This is a genomic window from Labrenzia sp. VG12, assembly GCF_002237595.1.
GTDB lineage: Bacteria > Pseudomonadota > Alphaproteobacteria > Rhizobiales > Stappiaceae > Roseibium.
On sequence record NZ_CP022529.1, the window covers coordinates 3,642,501 to 3,657,690 of the forward strand.

The following is a 15,190-nucleotide window of genomic DNA, read 5'->3' on the forward strand; positions in this document are numbered from 1 at the left end:
AGCCGATCGGCGCGTTTCCGAAGCCCATGAGCCTCTGACCGGCATCCACCACGACCGTGTGGCCCGTAACCTGTTTCGCCTCGACAAGGTAAATCACCGTATCGACAACATCCTGCGGGCCGAGCCCCGGCCCAAGCGGCGTCAGCTTCTGACGACTGTCGAAATTTTCCTGGGTCTGGTCGCTCGGCAGGATCAGGCCCGGCGCAATCGCGTTGACCCGGACCCCCGCCTTGCCAAGATCGTAGGCCGCCAGACGCGTCGCCCCGTCCAGGGCAAACTTGCCGCAAAAATAGCTGAACCGTTCCGGCGCGGCCGAGAGCATCTGCGTGTCGAGCATGTTGATGATGGCGCCGCCCTCCGGCATCGGGTCCTGCCTGGCAAAGGCCTGCATCAGGAAGACAGGCGCAGCTGCGTTCACATTCATCAGGAACTGCCAGGTCTCGAGGGTCAGATCGCCCAGACTGTCTGTGTTGAACGCCGAGGCTGAATTCACCAGGACAGAAACCGGCCCGCCGAGAGCTGTCGCGGTCTCCTCAATCAGCTCACCCGCGGTTTCCGGTTTGCTCAAGTCCTTCTGCAGGAGCTTCGCCTTGCCTCCGGCTGCCACGATTTCATCGTGAAGGTCCTGTGCGCCCCCCACAGATGAATTGAAGTGCAGCCCCATGGCATAGCCCTTGTCCGCCAGACCTTTGGCGATGGCTTTTCCGAGCCGCTTCCCCGCCCCTGTCACCAGCGCAATCTTTTGCTCCGCCATCTTTTTTCCTCCCACAAGTCCGGCTGCTGACAGTCTTCAGGCAAATTCCTGCAGGTTCAAGACCGGCTGCACCCGCGGCACTTCATGACTGCGCACCAGGTTGGCTTTGGACATGACCGCGATGGTGGCTGCACTGGTCTGGGCGACCCGAACCTCGTCCCGGAAAAGATAGACTGCACCGGTCAGCTGCACGGTAACGGGCCAGCCCAGCTCCCGCAGGCGGAAGGACTGCAGGATGCTGTCGGTCTGATAGCGGATCCGGTCCGGCCCATCCGGCAAATGCAGGGCAAACCCGAACCCCGGATCGACCCAGAGCCGTTCGATACCTGCCTCCGTCGCCATTCGGATACGCTCCTTGAAGAAGGTCAGCTGGTGATCGAAGATATCTTCCGCCGGTGGCAGGTAATCGGCGGACCGGGCATTTTCACCGGGCGTGTAACACAGGACGATGCCGGCCTTGTGCGCGGCAATCGCTTCATAGAAAGCCGTGTCATCGACACGGCCGGTCAGATTGACAACACCGGCGCCGGCCTCAAGCAGAGCAACACCCACTTCCGGATGATAGGTTTCCACCGAGCAAAGGATGTTTTCCTCTGCCAGCGCCTTCACCACAGGCCGCATACGGTCAATCTGCCGTTCGGCTGCAACAAGATCCGCCGTCTCTCCGGTCGACTCGGCCCCGATATCGACCATTGCCGCCCCTTCCAGGGTCATGCGCCGCCCGCGATAAAGCGCGGCCTCGAATGTGTGGCAGACCGTTTCGCGATAGGTGCTGTCCGGAGAGAGGTTCAGAACCCCCATCTGGTAGGTTTTATCCTCGAAGGTCTTGTTGAATTTTTCGAAGGAGAAAGTGCGGATCGGGCTTTCGAGCGCATCGCGGTACTTGAGCCACAAGGGCAAAAGGCGGTCGGCGGAAATCATCTTGAAAAGGCTCCGGAAAAAGGAAGGGGAACAATTGAGGAAGACGTCAGCAGTGAAATAGGCGGCACGGACACCCCGGCAAGCCGGCGATCAACCGCGCCTTCGGGTGATACGGATGCCAACTCCGCTGGCATCTTCAAAGATGTCCGGCTTTGTCACCTTAACCGACACCTCGTCGGCGAGCGGATTGCCGAGTGCAAACTCAGCCACGGCTTCGGCCCATTCTTCCACCAGCTCGACATGGCCGCCGGTCGCCGCCTTACCCTGAATGAACGCGACCGTATCCGCATAGGACACATACTGCCCGGTCTCACGGACGATCCTGCGGTAGTCCGGCACCGTGACGATCTCGACATCGAAGCGCACCGCCTGACGGCGCCCCTTTTCGCTATCGAGTACACCGATTTCCGTCGGTAGCAGCAGTCCTTCGATCAGGATCGTGTCCCGCCCCTTCTCCAATAGGGTGCCCCCTGTCGTGTCGGGGCGTTCGGTCAGCGAAGATGAAGTCATGCGGGATCCGGCAGGCTGGAACAACGTGTGCCCGCAGTCATGTAACTTCAACGGCGGTGCCGTCAAGCAAGACGCCCCCCAGCGGCACCAGCAACCTAGCCTGCAGTCCTACCCTCGAAAGCATCAACCGCGCGGGTCACACCGCGCAGTTCCGCGAGCCCGCGCAACCGTCCAATGGCAGGATAGCCCGGCGTGGAGGTTCCCGTCAGATCGTTCAAAATGCGGTGACCGTGATCCGGACGCATCGGCAGATGGTTGCCATTGCCGCGTTCCAGGCGCCGCAAGGCCCGGATAATGGCGACCATGTCGATATCGCCCTCCAGATGGGCATCTTCATGGAAACTCCGCGGATCGGCCTCGCGCCTGGTGGCGCGCAGGTGCACGAAGTGAAGGCGCTCGCCAAGCGCTTCGACAATCGCCGGCAGATCGTTTTCCGCATGCACCCCAAGAGAACCCGCGCAGAGCGTGAAGCCATGCGCGTTCGAAGAAGACAAGCCCGCGATACGTTCCAGGTCGGCCTGCGTCCCGGCAATCCGCGGCAGACCGAAAAGGGATCGCGGCGGATCATCCGGGTGCAAGGCCAGCCTTGCGCCTGCCGCCTCGATCTCCGGCACCACAACCTGAAGAAAATTCTGAAGGTTCTGGAACAGTTCCTCCCGGCCAATGTCCCTGTAGGCGGCAAGACGCTCGCGGAAGCCGTCCAGACTGTAGCTTTCTTCCGAGCCCGGCAGACCTGCAATGATGTTTGCCGTCAATCGGTCGTGCGCCTCTTCGGACATCCCGGCGAACCGGGCTTCGGCCGCCGCAATATCCTCAGCCGAATAGTCGGCCTCGGCGCCCTCGCGCTGCAGGATGAACAGGTCGAAGGCCGCATAGGCCGTGAACTCGAACCGGAGCGCAGTTGCCCCGTCAGCAAGTTCATAATCAAGATCCGTGCGGGTCCAGTCGAGAACCGGCATGAAATTGTAGCAGATCGTGGTGATGCCCTGCCGTGCCAGTGCCTTCGCCGTTTCCGCCCAGTTCCGCGCCCACTGCTCCCAGCCCGGTGCGCCGGTCTTGATGTCCTCGTGCACGGGAATGCTTTCGGTGACCAGCCATTGCAAACCCGCGTCTTCTATCAACTGGCGCCGTGCCGCGATCTCTTCTTCCGGCCAGAAGGTGCCGTTCGGAATCTCGTGCAACGCGGTTACGATCCCGCGGGCGCCTGTCTGGCGGATGTCTTTCAGGGAAATGGGGTCCTGAGGTCCGAACCAGCGCCAGCTTTCAATCATCGCATCCGGTCTTTCTTGTTATCGCGCGAGTGGTTTAGGTCGATGGGGCAAGAGTTCAGGGCGCTGCCCTGGCAGGGGTGTAGAGATATCCGTCGAAGTCGGGGTCGCCAACATCCGAAAGTTCCAGCAGCGTCAGGCGGACATTTTCAAGGTGCTGCCACATGGCCAGCCGGGCCTTCTCGGAATTGCGATGCCGCAAGGCCTCCAGGATCTCGGCGTGGTCATCAAGCCATTTCGCCCGGTAGCTGAGATCGAAGATTCGGTCATGCAGACGGGCCCACATGGAGCTGTTTTCCCGCTTCGACCAGAGATCCTCCACCTGGGCGACCAGCACGCTGTTCTGGGTGGCTTCGGCGATCAGAAGATGAAACTGCCGGTCGGCGGCATAGTCCTCTTCGCCCTTCTCGATGGCCTTGCGTTCCAGTTCCAGGGTCTCGCGCAACTGGACGATGTCATTCTTGGTGATGGTTGTGGCGGCAAAACCGGCAATGCTGCTTTCCAGGAGCTGGCGCGCCTGCAGCAGCTCGAAGGGACCGAAGTCGCCTTTTTGCACATTCAGTGAAATCTTCTCGCCTGAGGCGACATAACTGCCGGACCCCTTGCGCACGTCGAGATAGCCTTCGATCTCCAGCATGATAAAGGCTTCGCGCACGAGCGAGCGGCTGATGCCGAGTTCGAGCGAAATCTGCCGCTCCGTCGGAAACTTGTCTCCGGGTTTGTAGCCTTCATCCGCAATGCGCCGGGCCAGCAGCTCGGCGATTTCCTGGTAGCGGCGTTTTTGGGCGTCATTCGTCATGAAGCCTTCCTTGCCTCCACATCCCTGGCTGCGATCTCCCGATAATAATCAGCCAGAATGTGGAATGCCTTTTTCTTGGTTTTCTTGTCGGCCGCAATCAGCCCCTTGTGATTGTAGCCGTTCTGAAAGATGTTTTGGCGCCTCTCAACACGGAAATCATAAAGTATCCACGGCGACATGCCCTTGATGTAACCGAGCGCGCGCAGGGTCGCGATCTGTCTGACATAGACCTCAGCCATGTAGGCCTCGCTGAAAAGCCCCCGCTCAGGGCCTTTCTCCCCGATCACCCCATCGGCTCCCGTCTCCGAAATCACCACCGGACGGTCAGGGTTGGAGTTTTCGCCGATGGCCGCCAGGTCCTCGAAATTTTCTTCGTACCAGCCGAAATATTCATTGAGGCCGATGATATCGATATGGGCAGCCAGCCGGTCCTCGATCCGGTTCTGCGCGTGATTGACAAGGCAGGCCGCCGACGTCAGCCGGCTCGGATCGAGCGCCTTGCAGGTCTCGGCAAGACCTTTCATGAATGTGAGCCGTGCATCCGTATCCGGATTTTCATTGCCGACAGACCAGATGATCACGCTTGCCCTGTTCCGGTCCCGCTTGATCAGCTCCTTCAGCTGATTGTCAGCATCGCGATAGGTCGCTGGATTTTCAAAATCGATTGCCCAATAGACCGGGATTTCCTCCCAGAGCAGGAAACCGAGCTCATCGGCGATTTCGGCCGCGCGTTCATGGTGCGGATAATGGGCAAGACGCAGGTAGTTGCAGCCGAGCTCGCTTGCATGTTCAAACCGCCGGCGCAGATCCGCTTCACTCGTCACCTTGCCAAGGACTGCGTCATCCTCGTGAACGGAAATGCCACGCAGGAACAGCGGCACCCCGTTCAACAGGATCTCCGTGCCGCGCCGTTCAATCTGCCGGAAACCGACCCGGTCGGTGATCCCGTCCTCACCGCAGGAAACAGAAACATCATAAAGCACCGGCGTCTCCGGGCTCCAGAGGTCCGGGCGGGCGCTGATATCAGCCGTTCCGCGACCTTCTGTATCCAGGACAATCTCGGCGTCCACACCAAGTTCAGGGATCGACACGATGGCGGAACCTGATCTCGCGCCGTCAACCGTTACCTCGGCCCGCAAAGACGAATAGGTTCCGTCCGGCACGAGATACAAGAAGAAATCCCTGATCAGGCTCTTCGGCGTTTCGAAGTAGGAAGCCTCCCGATAAAGCCCACCATAGTTGAACCAGTCCGTATTACGCATCGGCACCCGGTCGCGGGTCCGTGTGTTGTTGACACAGGCCATGATCCAGTTCCGGCCATTTTTCAGCTTGCCGGTCAGCTCGACACAGAAAGGGGTCGAAGCCCCGTAGTGGTTGCCGATGAATTCGCCATTCAGAAAGATCTTGCAGTCATAGGCAGCGGCCCCGAAACGCAGGAACTGGCGCTTCGTCTCGTCGACATCGTCAAGGTCCAGCGGCCGCGTGTACCAGGCGCTGCCTTCGAAGAAATACCATTTCTCCTTCAGCATCGCCCAGTTGGACGGAACCGGCACGGTTTCACCCATATAGGGGTCGTAATCCCAGGGCTCCGCCCGGTCTTCCGGAGCCTCCGGCAGCATGGCGAACCATTTCTGCCGGAGGCCGGTGTCGAGAAGGTCAACGCAGAAAGTCCAGTCGCCGTCCAGGCCCGTCACGCTGCGCCCGCCCATGAAGACAAGACCGTCATGATTGAGGGACTGCGTGTTGAAAGGCACGTCATAGTCCTCGTCATGCAGCGCCTGCAGGGCGTTGTCGGCGAGATGGGAACGTTCGAGCATCTTATGAAGGTCTCCGGATCGGACTGACTGCTGTTTGAAAGCCGCTTATTCGGCAGCCGCCTTGATACGCTTGATCAGGTCGGCGACAACCGGTGACTTCTGTGCAGCTTCTTCATGCATCGGCAGCACGGCCTCGATGAACGGGCCTTTTTCCACGTCGATGAATTCCACGCCGAGTTCGGACTTTGCGGTCTCGACGGCGGCCGCACTCATGGCGTCCCACTGCTCGCGGTGGAAATCCATGGATTCGCTTGCGGCGGTCCGGATGGCTTCCTTCTCGGCGTCGGACAGCTCGCCCCAGGTCTTGGTGGAGATCATCACGACAGACGGGATCATGGTGTGGCCGTCATCGGAATAGAACTTGGAAACTTCACCATGACGGGCGGAGGTCAGGGCCATCGGGTTGTTTTCCGCACCGTCGACCACGCCTTGCTGCAAAGCACTGTAGAGTTCACCCCAGGCGATCGGGGTCGGGTTGGCACCGAGCAGTTCGACCATGCGGATGGCCGACGGGCTCGGCTGCACACGGATCTTCATGCCTTTGAGATCCGCCGGCGAATGGATCGGCTTGTTGGCGTAGAAGGAGCGCGCGCCCTCAATGTAATAGGCAACACCGATGAAACCCTTGTCTTCGGAAGCTGCGAGGATGTCGGCACCGATGTCACCGCTGAGAACATCGTAATAGTGGTCAGCGCTGACAAAGATGTAAGGCAGGTTCAGGGCACCGTAGGACTCTTCAAAAGCCTCCAGCTCCGAAGCGTTGGAGCGGGCCATGTCGAGGGCACCGTTCTGCATCAGCTCCATGGACTCGCGCTGGGTGCCGAGCTGGGCATTCGCATAGATCCGGATCTTCAGATCGCCGTTGGTCAGTTCTTCCACGCGGTCCGCCATGAATTCCATGGACTTGTGCAGCGGATGGTCTTCCGGGTTGTTGTGATTGAGACGCAGGGTCTTGGCATTGGCAGCAGAGCCCAGCGCCACCACGCCTGCAGCCAACACGGCTGCGAGCTTCACGAAATTAGACATGATTTCCTCCCAATCGCGGCCTTGGCCGCAGGATTTGCGCCCCTCCCGAACCACCGGTCGAACGCGTCACGCGCAGCTGGTCTCCGCTGCGGATGGCGAATTGTTCGTCCAATTTTCAAAATCAGTCAACCTTTTTTACAAAATTGGTTGACCAATTTTCATTCCTGACGCATGTCTAACCCTGCCGGATCCTGACTCACCGCCCTTCCATGCAGGGCACATCCGCCGGCGCGGGAGGTATATCGTGACACTTATCACCAGGAGCGTGGATCTGATCCTGCGCTTCGTCATCACCATCGCCTTTTCGGTTCTGGTCGCCTGTGTCGTCTGGCAGGTGTTTTCGCGCTACGTGCTGCAAAGCCCCAGCACCGTCACCGACGAGATGGCGCGTTTCCTGTTCATCTGGGTGGCGCTCCTGGGAGGAGCCTACACACTTGGCCAGCGCCGCCACCTGGCAATCGATCTTCTTCCCGTGATTACGACAGGCACCACCCGTCTGCTGGTCAACGTGGCCATCATCGGTGCTATCGCCTTTTTCGCCGGCGTGGTGCTGATCTATGGCGGCATCGACCTTGTCGGCCGCACGCTCGAGACGGGTCAGGTCTCACCGGCCCTGCGCCTGCCCATGGGACTGATCTACATCGCCATCCCGTTTTCCGGCACCTGCATGCTCTATTACTGCCTGACCTTCCTGATCGACCTGCTGCGCGAAGGCCGCGGCCCCAATGAACAACAGACGGCGGCTCCCAAGGCCGGCGGCCCGCTGGACTGACAAGGACAAGACCTTTCATGGATATTCAATCTGTTGCGGTCCTGTTCGGGACCTTCGCGTTGCTCATGATCCTCGGTGTGCCGATTGCCTATGCCATCGGCCTGGCAGCCTTTGCCACCTTCCTTCTGTTCATGTCTTTCGACCAGTCGGTCTATATCGTCGCCCAGCAGGTGGCTTCCGGTCTCGACAGCTTCACGCTGCTGGCCATTCCGTTTTTCATCCTGGCCGGCAACATCATGAACCGGGGCGGCATCGCCATGCGCCTGATCGAGTTTGCCAAGGTACTGGGCGGACGCTTGCCCGGTGCACTCGCCCACTGCAACGTGCTGGCCAACATGATGTTCGGCTCGATTTCCGGCTCCGCCGTCGCCTCGGCAGCCGCCGTTGGCGGGGTGATGGCCCCCTTGCAGAAAAAGGAAGGCTATAGCCCGGCCTTCAGCGCCGCGGTCAACATTGCCTCCTGTCCGACCGGATTGCTGATCCCGCCCAGCGCCACATTCATCGTCTATTCGCTGATCACCAACGGCACCTCGGTCGCGGCCCTCTTTGTCGCCGGATACATTCCCGGCATCCTGATGGGGCTGAGCCTGATGGTCGTCGCCGGGATCATTGCCAAGCGCCGCGGCTATCCGGTCGCCGACCGGGCAACAACAAGGGAAGTCGTCGACAAGACCCTGGCAGCGATGCTGCCGCTCGGCCTCATCGTTATCGTCATGGGCGGCATCATCTTCGGCGTCTTCACCGCGACCGAGGCCTCGGCCGTTGCTGTCCTCTACACGCTGTTCCTGGCACTGGTCGTCTACCGCGAAGTCACCATCCGGGATCTGCCCGGCATCATCCTGGAAAGCGCCGTCACCACCTCGATCGTGTTGCTGATGATCGGCTGTTCGATTGCCATGTCGAAAGCGATGGCCTTTGCCGACATCCCCTATTCCATTTCCGATATCCTGCTGGGTCTGTCTGAAAACCCGATCGTGTTGCTGCTGATCATCAACCTGGCCCTGCTGGTTGTCGGCACCTTCATGGACATGACACCTGCCCTCTTGATCTTCACCCCGATCTTTCTGCCTGTCGTTGAAGATCTCGGCATGGACCCCGTCCACTTTGGCGTCGTCATGACCTTCAATCTGTGCATCGGCATCTGCACGCCGCCCGTCGGGTCGGCCCTCTTTGTCGGCTGTTCGGTCGGCGGGGTGAAAATCGGTGAAGTGTTGCGGCCGATGTTCGGCTTCTACGGTGTGCTGGTCGCCCTGCTGATGGTGGTGACCTTCATCCCAGAACTCAGCCTGTTCCTGCCGCGCCTGCTGCTCGGCTATGGGGGCTGATCCAGATGAAGGCTCTGCGCAGCTGGCGTTTCGCAAGCCGCTCCGGCAGCGGTTTTGCGCTTGAAGTCGAAGGCCGGCACCGGCTGGTGGTCAAGGTTCTGGAGCATGACCTGATCCGGGTCTGCCTATTGAAGAACGGCGATTATCGGCTGAACCGGACCTGGGCAATCGCACCGGCCGGTGACGTGCCCTGGGAGGGGCGTCCACGGGACGATGTCAGCGGCTTCACCTGCCCGGACTTTCGCCTCAACGAGGCCGAAAGGCAGATCGTTCTGGAAACCGAGACGCTGCGCCTGACGGTGGAAACGCCGCTGGCGCTTGTCTGGGAAGCACGGTCGAATGCTGACGCCCCGTTCCGCGAGGTCGCCAGGGACCGTCCGCAAGATGCCTACATGATCGGTCGGCGGGACCACCGCAAGCATCATTTCATGCGCCGGCATCCGGACGAGCGGTTCTATGGTCTTGGTGAAAAAACCGGCCGGCTGGAGCGATCCGGCCGCCGGTACGAAATGCGCAATCTCGACGCCATGGGTTACGACGCCCGAACGACCGACCCGCTCTACAAGCATGTCCCCTTCACGATCACAGATCGCGGCGACCTCGGCGCCTTCGGGATCTACTATGACACGATGGCGCCTTGCTGGTTCGATCTCGACAACGAAAAGGACAATTACCATCCACCCTTCCGCGCCTTTCGGGCCGATGACGGGGATCTCGACTATTATTTCAGCTGGGCGCCGACCATCCTGGACATCACCAGGCGCCAGCACTGGCTCACCGGCGGTACAGCCTTCATGCCCCGCTGGGGTTTCGGCTATTCCGGCTCGACGATGGCCTATACGGATTCGGAAAACGCCCAGGAGCGGCTGATGGAATTCATCAGCAAGCTGTCTGATGAAGACATGCCTTGCGACAGTTTTCAGATGTCGTCCGGCTACACGGCCATCAAGGGCAAACGCTACGTGTTTCACTGGAACACCGACCGGTTCCCGGATGTTGAAGCGATGAGCGAGGCCTACCAGCAAGCCTGCATTCACCTGATCGCGAATATCAAACCTGTTCTTCTTGACGACCATCCCCTGCGCGATGAAGCCGAAGCAAAAGGCCTTTTCATTCGCGACAGCGAAACAGGCGCACCGGAAAAATCGCCGTTCTGGGACGGCTACGGATCACATCTCGATTTCACCAATCCCGACACGGTCGCCTGGTGGCAGAGGAACCTCAAGGACCAGCTTTTTGCCAAGGGCATTGCGAGCACCTGGAACGACAACAATGAATATGAAGTCTGGGATGACGAAGCAGTCTGCGCCGGCTTCGGCGATCCGGTCCCGGTTAACCTGATCCGCCCGCTGCATAGCCAGCTGATGACGCGGGCGTCCTATGATGCCCAGTGGGACAACCAACCTCACAAGCGCCCCTACCTGATTTCCCGGTGTGCGTCGCCGGGCACCCAGCGCTACGCACAGACCTGGACCGGCGACAACTACACCAGCTGGGAGACGCTCCGCTGGAACATCCCGATGGGTCTCGGCCTCAGCCTGTCCGGGTTCTACAATATCGGCCACGATGTCGGCGGTTTTGCAGGTCCTCGGCCCGATCCGGAACTGTTCCTGCGCTGGGTCCAGAACGGCATTTTCCATCCGCGTTTCACCATCCACTCCTGGAACGATGACGGCACGGCGAATGAAGCCTGGATGTATCCGGAGATCACGCCGCTGGTCCGCGACGCGCTCAAACTGCGCGCGCAGCTGATACCCTATCTCTACAGTCTGCTGTTCGAAGCCGTGACCAAAGGCGAACCGATGCTGCGGCCGTTGTTTCTCGACCATCCTGACGACCCGGCCTGTCGCGAAGCCGAATTCGATTTCCTGCTGGGCAAGAACCTCCTTGTCGCGACGGTTGTCGAAGAAGGAGCAAGGGGCAGGCGCGTCTGCCTGCCCGCCAATCCCGAGGGTTGGTGGGCCTTCGACGGCAGTCAGTGGTTTGCCGGTGGCCAGGTGATCGAAGTTCCGGTTACACTGGAAACGATCCCGCTGTTTGTGCGCGGTGGCACCGTCCTGCCAATGGCAGCGCCAAATCTGCGCGCGGCACCAAATCTTGACCGGAAACGAACCTGGCGGATCTATCCGCAACCGACCGGAACCCCGGTCCGGTCCTCCATTGGTTATGACGACGACGGCGAAACGGTCGATGCCCTCAGTGGAGCCCATTGCCTGACCCGCTTCACCCTGTCAAACGAGGGCGATGGCCTCAGCCTGCATTGGCAGCGCAGCGGAAACTGGCAACCGGCCTTTGACAGCATCTTGCTCTGGCAGGCAGGATCGGCCCCACTGAAGATCAATGACACCGCCCATGTGTCCGGCACCCAGATCCCATTCCCGAAGCCTGAAACAAGCTGATGAACCAACCCGCCTCCGACCTGTCCAAACCGGACTATGACCGCACACGGCTGAGACCTCGCCTGTTTCATCTCGGCCTTGGAGCCTTTGCCAAGGCTCATGTCCTGGTGTTTCACGACGAGATGCTTAGGCAAACGGGATCCGATTGGGGCGTGGTGGCAGCGCGTCTTCATTCCGGAGCAAAAGACTTGACCTTGCTTGACGAAGCCTCCGGGCTTTTTGCGGTCGGAGAAATGTCGGGCGAGGACCTTGCCCTGCGACAGGTCGGAGCAATTCTCAAGACGCTCCATCCACAGCGCGACGGCATGGCGACGCTGCTTGCGCAGATCGCCGATCCGGAACTTGCCGTGATCACGCTGACGATCACGGAAAAGGGGTACTGCCTGAAGAACGGAGACCTGGATCTGGATCACGACGGCATCCGGCAGGATCTGAGCTCGCCGGACACGCCGACAACCGCCATCGGCCTGATTGCACAGGGCTTGCGCTTGCGCCAGGCGGCTGGATTGCCGGGCCTGACGATCCTCTCCTGCGACAATCTCCCGTCAAACGGTCACCTGTGCCAAAAGGCCGTTTCCAGCTATGCCGCGCAGCTGGATCCGGTACTTGCCAAATGGATCGCGGAAACCTGTCGCTTTCCCTCTTCCATGGTCGACCGGATCACTCCGGCCATGACCGAAGCCTCCCATCACCAGTTGTCCGAGGCTCTCGGTCATCCCGATCCCAATGGCATCCTTTGCGAACCTTTCCGGCAATGGGTCGTTGAAGATGCTTTTGCGGGCGACAAACCGGCCTGGGATCTCGCCGGGGCAGAGTTCGTCGAGGATGTCGCACCTTATGAAGAGCTGAAGCTACGGCTGCTGAATGGCAGCCACTCCTTCCTGGCCTATCTGGGCGCCCTTGCCGGTTTCGACACCATTGCCGAGTGCATGAATTCGCCGGTCCTGAAGGCCTCCGCCAGACGGCTCATGCTGGACGAGCAGGCCCCGACGCTGAAGGTGCCGGCTGGTGTCGATGTCAACCGGTATGCCGACGCGCTGATCGCGCGCTACGCCAACACGGCACTTCACCACAAGACGACCCAGATCGCCTCCGACGGCAGCCAGAAACTGCCGCAAAGACTGCTGGCGTCCGTGTGCAATCATCTTCAGGCAGGGCGGTCCTGGCCTTTGACGGCGCTCGCAATTGCCGGCTGGATGCATTATTGCCGTGGCCACACGGAAGACGGCACGGCGTTGCCACTCAATGATCCGCTAGCAGACCAGATTGCAGCGCTTGCCGCACGATCCGAAGGACGGGATTTCGTTGACGGAATATTGTCGCTTCACGAGGTCTTCGACGCGGATCTTCCGGAAACGCCCGGATTTGCCGAAACGATTCACTCCGCCTACGAGCTGCTGCAAGCACACGGCGTTTTGGCCAGCCTGTCTGAGATCAACTGACGGGAAGGCTCGGCAGTTCAGTCGCGCACCACACGCAAACGTGGGGTCACAGGAGCCTGATGCTGGCCTGACAGTTCGCCGCAGCGGATGGCGGCCGCCTCGATGGTCCGCTTGACCAGCTCGTGAATGCCTGTGTCGTCGGCCATGAATTCCAGCATGCCCGCTTCCGTCGTGCCGCCCTTCGAAGTTACGGCAACCCGGAACCCGGTGGCATCGGCATCCGGCTGGGCGAGCATGCGCCCGGCACCGGCAACCATTTTTATCGCCAGCTCGTGGGCCAGGTCTTCAGGAAGACCGAGTTCAAGTCCAGCGGCAGCAAAAGCTTCCGCCATCGCGAACACATAAGCAGGACCTGATCCGGAAAGTGCCGTTACGATCGGAAGCAAATCCTCCGCCGGCAGTTCCACCAGCGATCCAACCGCCGACATCAGTTTTTCAAACAGGGCCTTTTGATCCTCGCGCAGATGCGCATTGGCGACATATGCCGTCACCGCCGCTCCGACCGTCGCCGGCAGGTTGGGCATCGCCCGGATCACCGGCGTTCCCTCGGCAAACTTCTCTTCAAACAACGAGACCGGTTTGCTCGCCGCGATGGACAGGATCAGCGTGTCGCCACCGCCGAAGCTCTGCAGGTCCGACAGAACATCGTCGACATCTGCCGCCCGGGTGGCAATCACGATCGCGGCCGGTCTCTCCGGAAAAGTGGTATTTACGTGAACCCCTTTTAGCCGGGTCAGCCACTTCGACGGACGCGGGTCGCGAACATGAAAACACTCTGCCGGCAGGCCATCCGCCAACCAGGCCGTCAACAGGGCCTGCCCCATGAAACCGCAACCGATGAGGCCGATGCCCCGGTCCAGAAGTTCGCTCACACGTGCCATCGCTCAAAATCTATTATCTGCTTCGCCCGTCAATTTGCGCAGGCGGCACTTGCCGTCTACCAGAATCTGCCAAGCAAGTTTCAAATGGATCACAGCATCAAGCTGCCACTATAGAGATTAATAGACTGACTTTTCATCGCCGCGACAATACGGAACTTTCAGAACTATCTAATTTTTCCTTTCAACTGGCGACCAGTTTCGAGTGACTGGCATAAATATTCGTTTTCCAGTCATTTCCGGCGACTTTCTGAAGCCCCCCAGGTGTCGCTCAGCCGATACCCGTCCGGCCATGGATCGCTGGGATCGAGCATGTGCTGATGAATGCCTGTTACCCAGCCCCGGCCGGAGATCTCCGGAATGATGCCCGGACGTCCACCCACCGGCTGCTCGGCAACGATGCGGCCGGTAAAGGTGGAGCCAATGATCGATACGGCTTCGAACGTATCGCCAACTTTCATCTCGCCCTTTGCCGCCATCAAGGCCATCCGGGCGGAAACGGCCGTTCCTGTCGGGGACCGGTCGACCTTGCCGGGTTGGATGGCGACGGCTGACCTTCCGGACAAACCTGTCTCCGTTTTCGACAAGGGACCGCAAAAAGCGCAGAAGGAAATGTGATCCCAGTCCGGGTTGTCCGGGTGCGAAAAGCCGAGCTGCGCGTTGGCCGCGTTGGTGATCTTCACCCCAAGCCGGGCAATGTCCTTGGCTTCGTCCTCGGCAATGGCAAACCCGAGCGCGGCGGCATCGACCACCACAAAACTGTCGCCGCCATAGGCCGTGTCGACGGTCAGGGTGCCGAGCCCTTCTACTTCCAATGGCACAGATAGCTTGCCGGCAAAGCTTGGCACATTCTGCACGAAAATGCGTTCTGCCTTGCCGTTTCGGCATTCGGCCCGGACACGCACCAGTCCGCCCGGCGCTTCCAGCACCATCTCCGTGACCGGCTCGACCATCGGAATGATGCCGCCATCAAGCAGGACAGTTGAGACGCAGATCGAGTTCGATCCGGACATGGGCGGTGTATCTTCGGGCTCCATGATGATGAAGGCAGCATCCGCTTCCGGGTGTTTTGGCGGCACCAGCAGGTTCACATGGCGAAACACGCCGCCGCGCGGCTCGTTGAGCACGAAATTGCGCAAGGTCTGATCCTTGGCAATGAAGCTGCGCTGTTCCCAGACGGTCTCGCCGGGTGGCGGTGCGACGCCGCCGACAATCACATCGCCGACCTCGCCTTCCGCGTGGCAGGAGATCACGTGAATGGTTTTGCTGCTGCGCATGG

General features: G+C 60.2%; 13 protein-coding genes (1 of these 13 running past the window's edge). 4 read left to right on the plus strand and 9 right to left on the minus strand.

Annotation, left to right across the window (positions count from 1 at the left end):
* From CHH27_RS16835 to CHH27_RS16865, 7 genes are all read right to left on the minus strand, one after another.
* Positions 1 to 754 carry the 5' portion of an SDR family oxidoreductase gene (locus tag CHH27_RS16835; RefSeq protein WP_094074819.1) on the minus strand. Its footprint begins 2 nt before the window's first position, so only the first 754 of its 756 coding nucleotides appear in the window; the start codon lies at positions 752 to 754; the stop codon is cut by the window's left edge — 1 of its three bases falls inside, at position 1.
* Between the two features lie 36 nt (positions 755 to 790).
* Entirely contained in the window at positions 791 to 1,675 is an 885-nt protein-coding gene (locus tag CHH27_RS16840; RefSeq protein WP_094072608.1) for a dihydropteroate synthase, read from the minus strand.
* A 90-nt stretch (positions 1,676 to 1,765) separates the two neighbouring features.
* Entirely contained in the window at positions 1,766 to 2,185 is a 420-nt protein-coding gene (locus CHH27_RS16845; RefSeq protein WP_094074820.1) for a dihydroneopterin aldolase, read from the minus strand.
* A gap of 95 nt (positions 2,186 to 2,280) precedes the next feature.
* Entirely contained in the window at positions 2,281 to 3,456 is a 1,176-nt protein-coding gene (uxuA, locus tag CHH27_RS16850; protein ID WP_094072609.1) for a mannonate dehydratase, read from the minus strand.
* Positions 3,457 to 3,511: 55 nt separating this feature from the next.
* A complete protein-coding gene (locus tag CHH27_RS16855; RefSeq protein ID WP_094072610.1) occupies positions 3,512 to 4,252 on the minus strand; it encodes an FCD domain-containing protein in 741 nt (246 codons plus the stop codon).
* Positions 4,249 to 6,069 carry a glycoside hydrolase family 2 protein gene (locus tag CHH27_RS16860; protein WP_094072611.1) on the minus strand — a complete coding sequence of 607 codons (1,821 nt, stop codon included), beginning with the start codon at positions 6,067 to 6,069 and terminating at the stop codon, positions 4,249 to 4,251. Before CHH27_RS16860 ends, CHH27_RS16855 begins: the two co-directional genes overlap by 4 nt.
* 45 nt (positions 6,070 to 6,114) lie before the next feature.
* A complete protein-coding gene (locus tag CHH27_RS16865) occupies positions 6,115 to 7,095 on the minus strand; it encodes a TRAP transporter substrate-binding protein (RefSeq protein ID WP_094072612.1) in 981 nt (326 codons plus the stop codon).
* Between the two features lie 244 nt (positions 7,096 to 7,339).
* On the opposite strand from CHH27_RS16865, the gene CHH27_RS16870 reads away from it, so the two are divergent.
* Genes CHH27_RS16870 through CHH27_RS16885 form a run of 4 tightly spaced genes read left to right on the plus strand, consistent with a single transcriptional unit; the run spans position 7,340 to position 13,033 of the window.
* The gene (locus tag CHH27_RS16870; RefSeq protein WP_094072613.1) at positions 7,340 to 7,867 is read left to right on the plus strand and encodes a TRAP transporter small permease; all 528 of its coding nucleotides are present in this window, start codon (positions 7,340 to 7,342) and stop codon (positions 7,865 to 7,867) included.
* Positions 7,868 to 7,884: 17 nt separating this feature from the next.
* Entirely contained in the window at positions 7,885 to 9,192 is a 1,308-nt protein-coding gene (locus CHH27_RS16875; protein ID WP_094072614.1) for a TRAP transporter large permease, read from the plus strand.
* Positions 9,193 to 9,197: 5 nt separating this feature from the next.
* Positions 9,198 to 11,591, plus strand: coding sequence for a TIM-barrel domain-containing protein (locus CHH27_RS16880; protein WP_094072615.1), 2,394 nt, complete (start codon positions 9,198 to 9,200; stop codon positions 11,589 to 11,591).
* A complete protein-coding gene (locus tag CHH27_RS16885) occupies positions 11,591 to 13,033 on the plus strand; it encodes a mannitol dehydrogenase family protein (RefSeq protein ID WP_094072616.1) in 1,443 nt (480 codons plus the stop codon). The genes CHH27_RS16880 and CHH27_RS16885 overlap by 1 nt, the downstream gene beginning before the upstream one ends.
* 17 nt (positions 13,034 to 13,050) lie before the next feature.
* Here the strand turns inward: CHH27_RS16885 and proC are convergent, their stop codons facing one another.
* Both proC and CHH27_RS16895 read right to left on the minus strand, forming a co-directional pair.
* Positions 13,051 to 13,914, minus strand: coding sequence for a pyrroline-5-carboxylate reductase (gene proC / locus CHH27_RS16890; protein WP_094072617.1), 864 nt, complete (start codon positions 13,912 to 13,914; stop codon positions 13,051 to 13,053).
* 230 nt (positions 13,915 to 14,144) lie between these two features.
* Entirely contained in the window at positions 14,145 to 15,188 is a 1,044-nt protein-coding gene (locus tag CHH27_RS16895) for a proline racemase family protein (protein ID WP_094072618.1), read from the minus strand.
* Between the last annotated feature and the right edge of the window lie 2 nt (positions 15,189 to 15,190).

What these genes read in the sequence shown, in the direction of transcription:
- CHH27_RS16840 (WP_094072608.1), bottom strand. Translation starts at nt 1,675, where the DNA reads ATGATTTCCGCCGACCGCCTTTTGCCCTTGTGGCTCAAGTACCGCGAT.
- CHH27_RS16845 (WP_094074820.1), bottom strand. Translation starts at nt 2,185, where the DNA reads ATGACTTCATCTTCGCTGACCGAACGCCCCGACACGACAGGGGGCACC.
- uxuA (WP_094072609.1), bottom strand. Translation starts at nt 3,456, where the DNA reads ATGATTGAAAGCTGGCGCTGGTTCGGACCTCAGGACCCCATTTCCCTG.
- CHH27_RS16855 (WP_094072610.1), bottom strand. Translation starts at nt 4,252, where the DNA reads ATGACGAATGACGCCCAAAAACGCCGCTACCAGGAAATCGCCGAGCTG.
- CHH27_RS16860 (WP_094072611.1), bottom strand. Translation starts at nt 6,069, where the DNA reads ATGCTCGAACGTTCCCATCTCGCCGACAACGCCCTGCAGGCGCTGCAT.
- CHH27_RS16865 (WP_094072612.1), bottom strand. Translation starts at nt 7,095, where the DNA reads ATGTCTAATTTCGTGAAGCTCGCAGCCGTGTTGGCTGCAGGCGTGGTG.
- CHH27_RS16875 (WP_094072614.1), top strand. Translation starts at nt 7,885, where the DNA reads ATGGATATTCAATCTGTTGCGGTCCTGTTCGGGACCTTCGCGTTGCTC.
- CHH27_RS16880 (WP_094072615.1), top strand. Translation starts at nt 9,198, where the DNA reads ATGAAGGCTCTGCGCAGCTGGCGTTTCGCAAGCCGCTCCGGCAGCGGT.
- CHH27_RS16885 (WP_094072616.1), top strand. Translation starts at nt 11,591, where the DNA reads ATGAACCAACCCGCCTCCGACCTGTCCAAACCGGACTATGACCGCACA.
- proC (WP_094072617.1), bottom strand. Translation starts at nt 13,914, where the DNA reads ATGGCACGTGTGAGCGAACTTCTGGACCGGGGCATCGGCCTCATCGGT.
- CHH27_RS16895 (WP_094072618.1), bottom strand. Translation starts at nt 15,188, where the DNA reads ATGCGCAGCAGCAAAACCATTCACGTGATCTCCTGCCACGCGGAAGGC.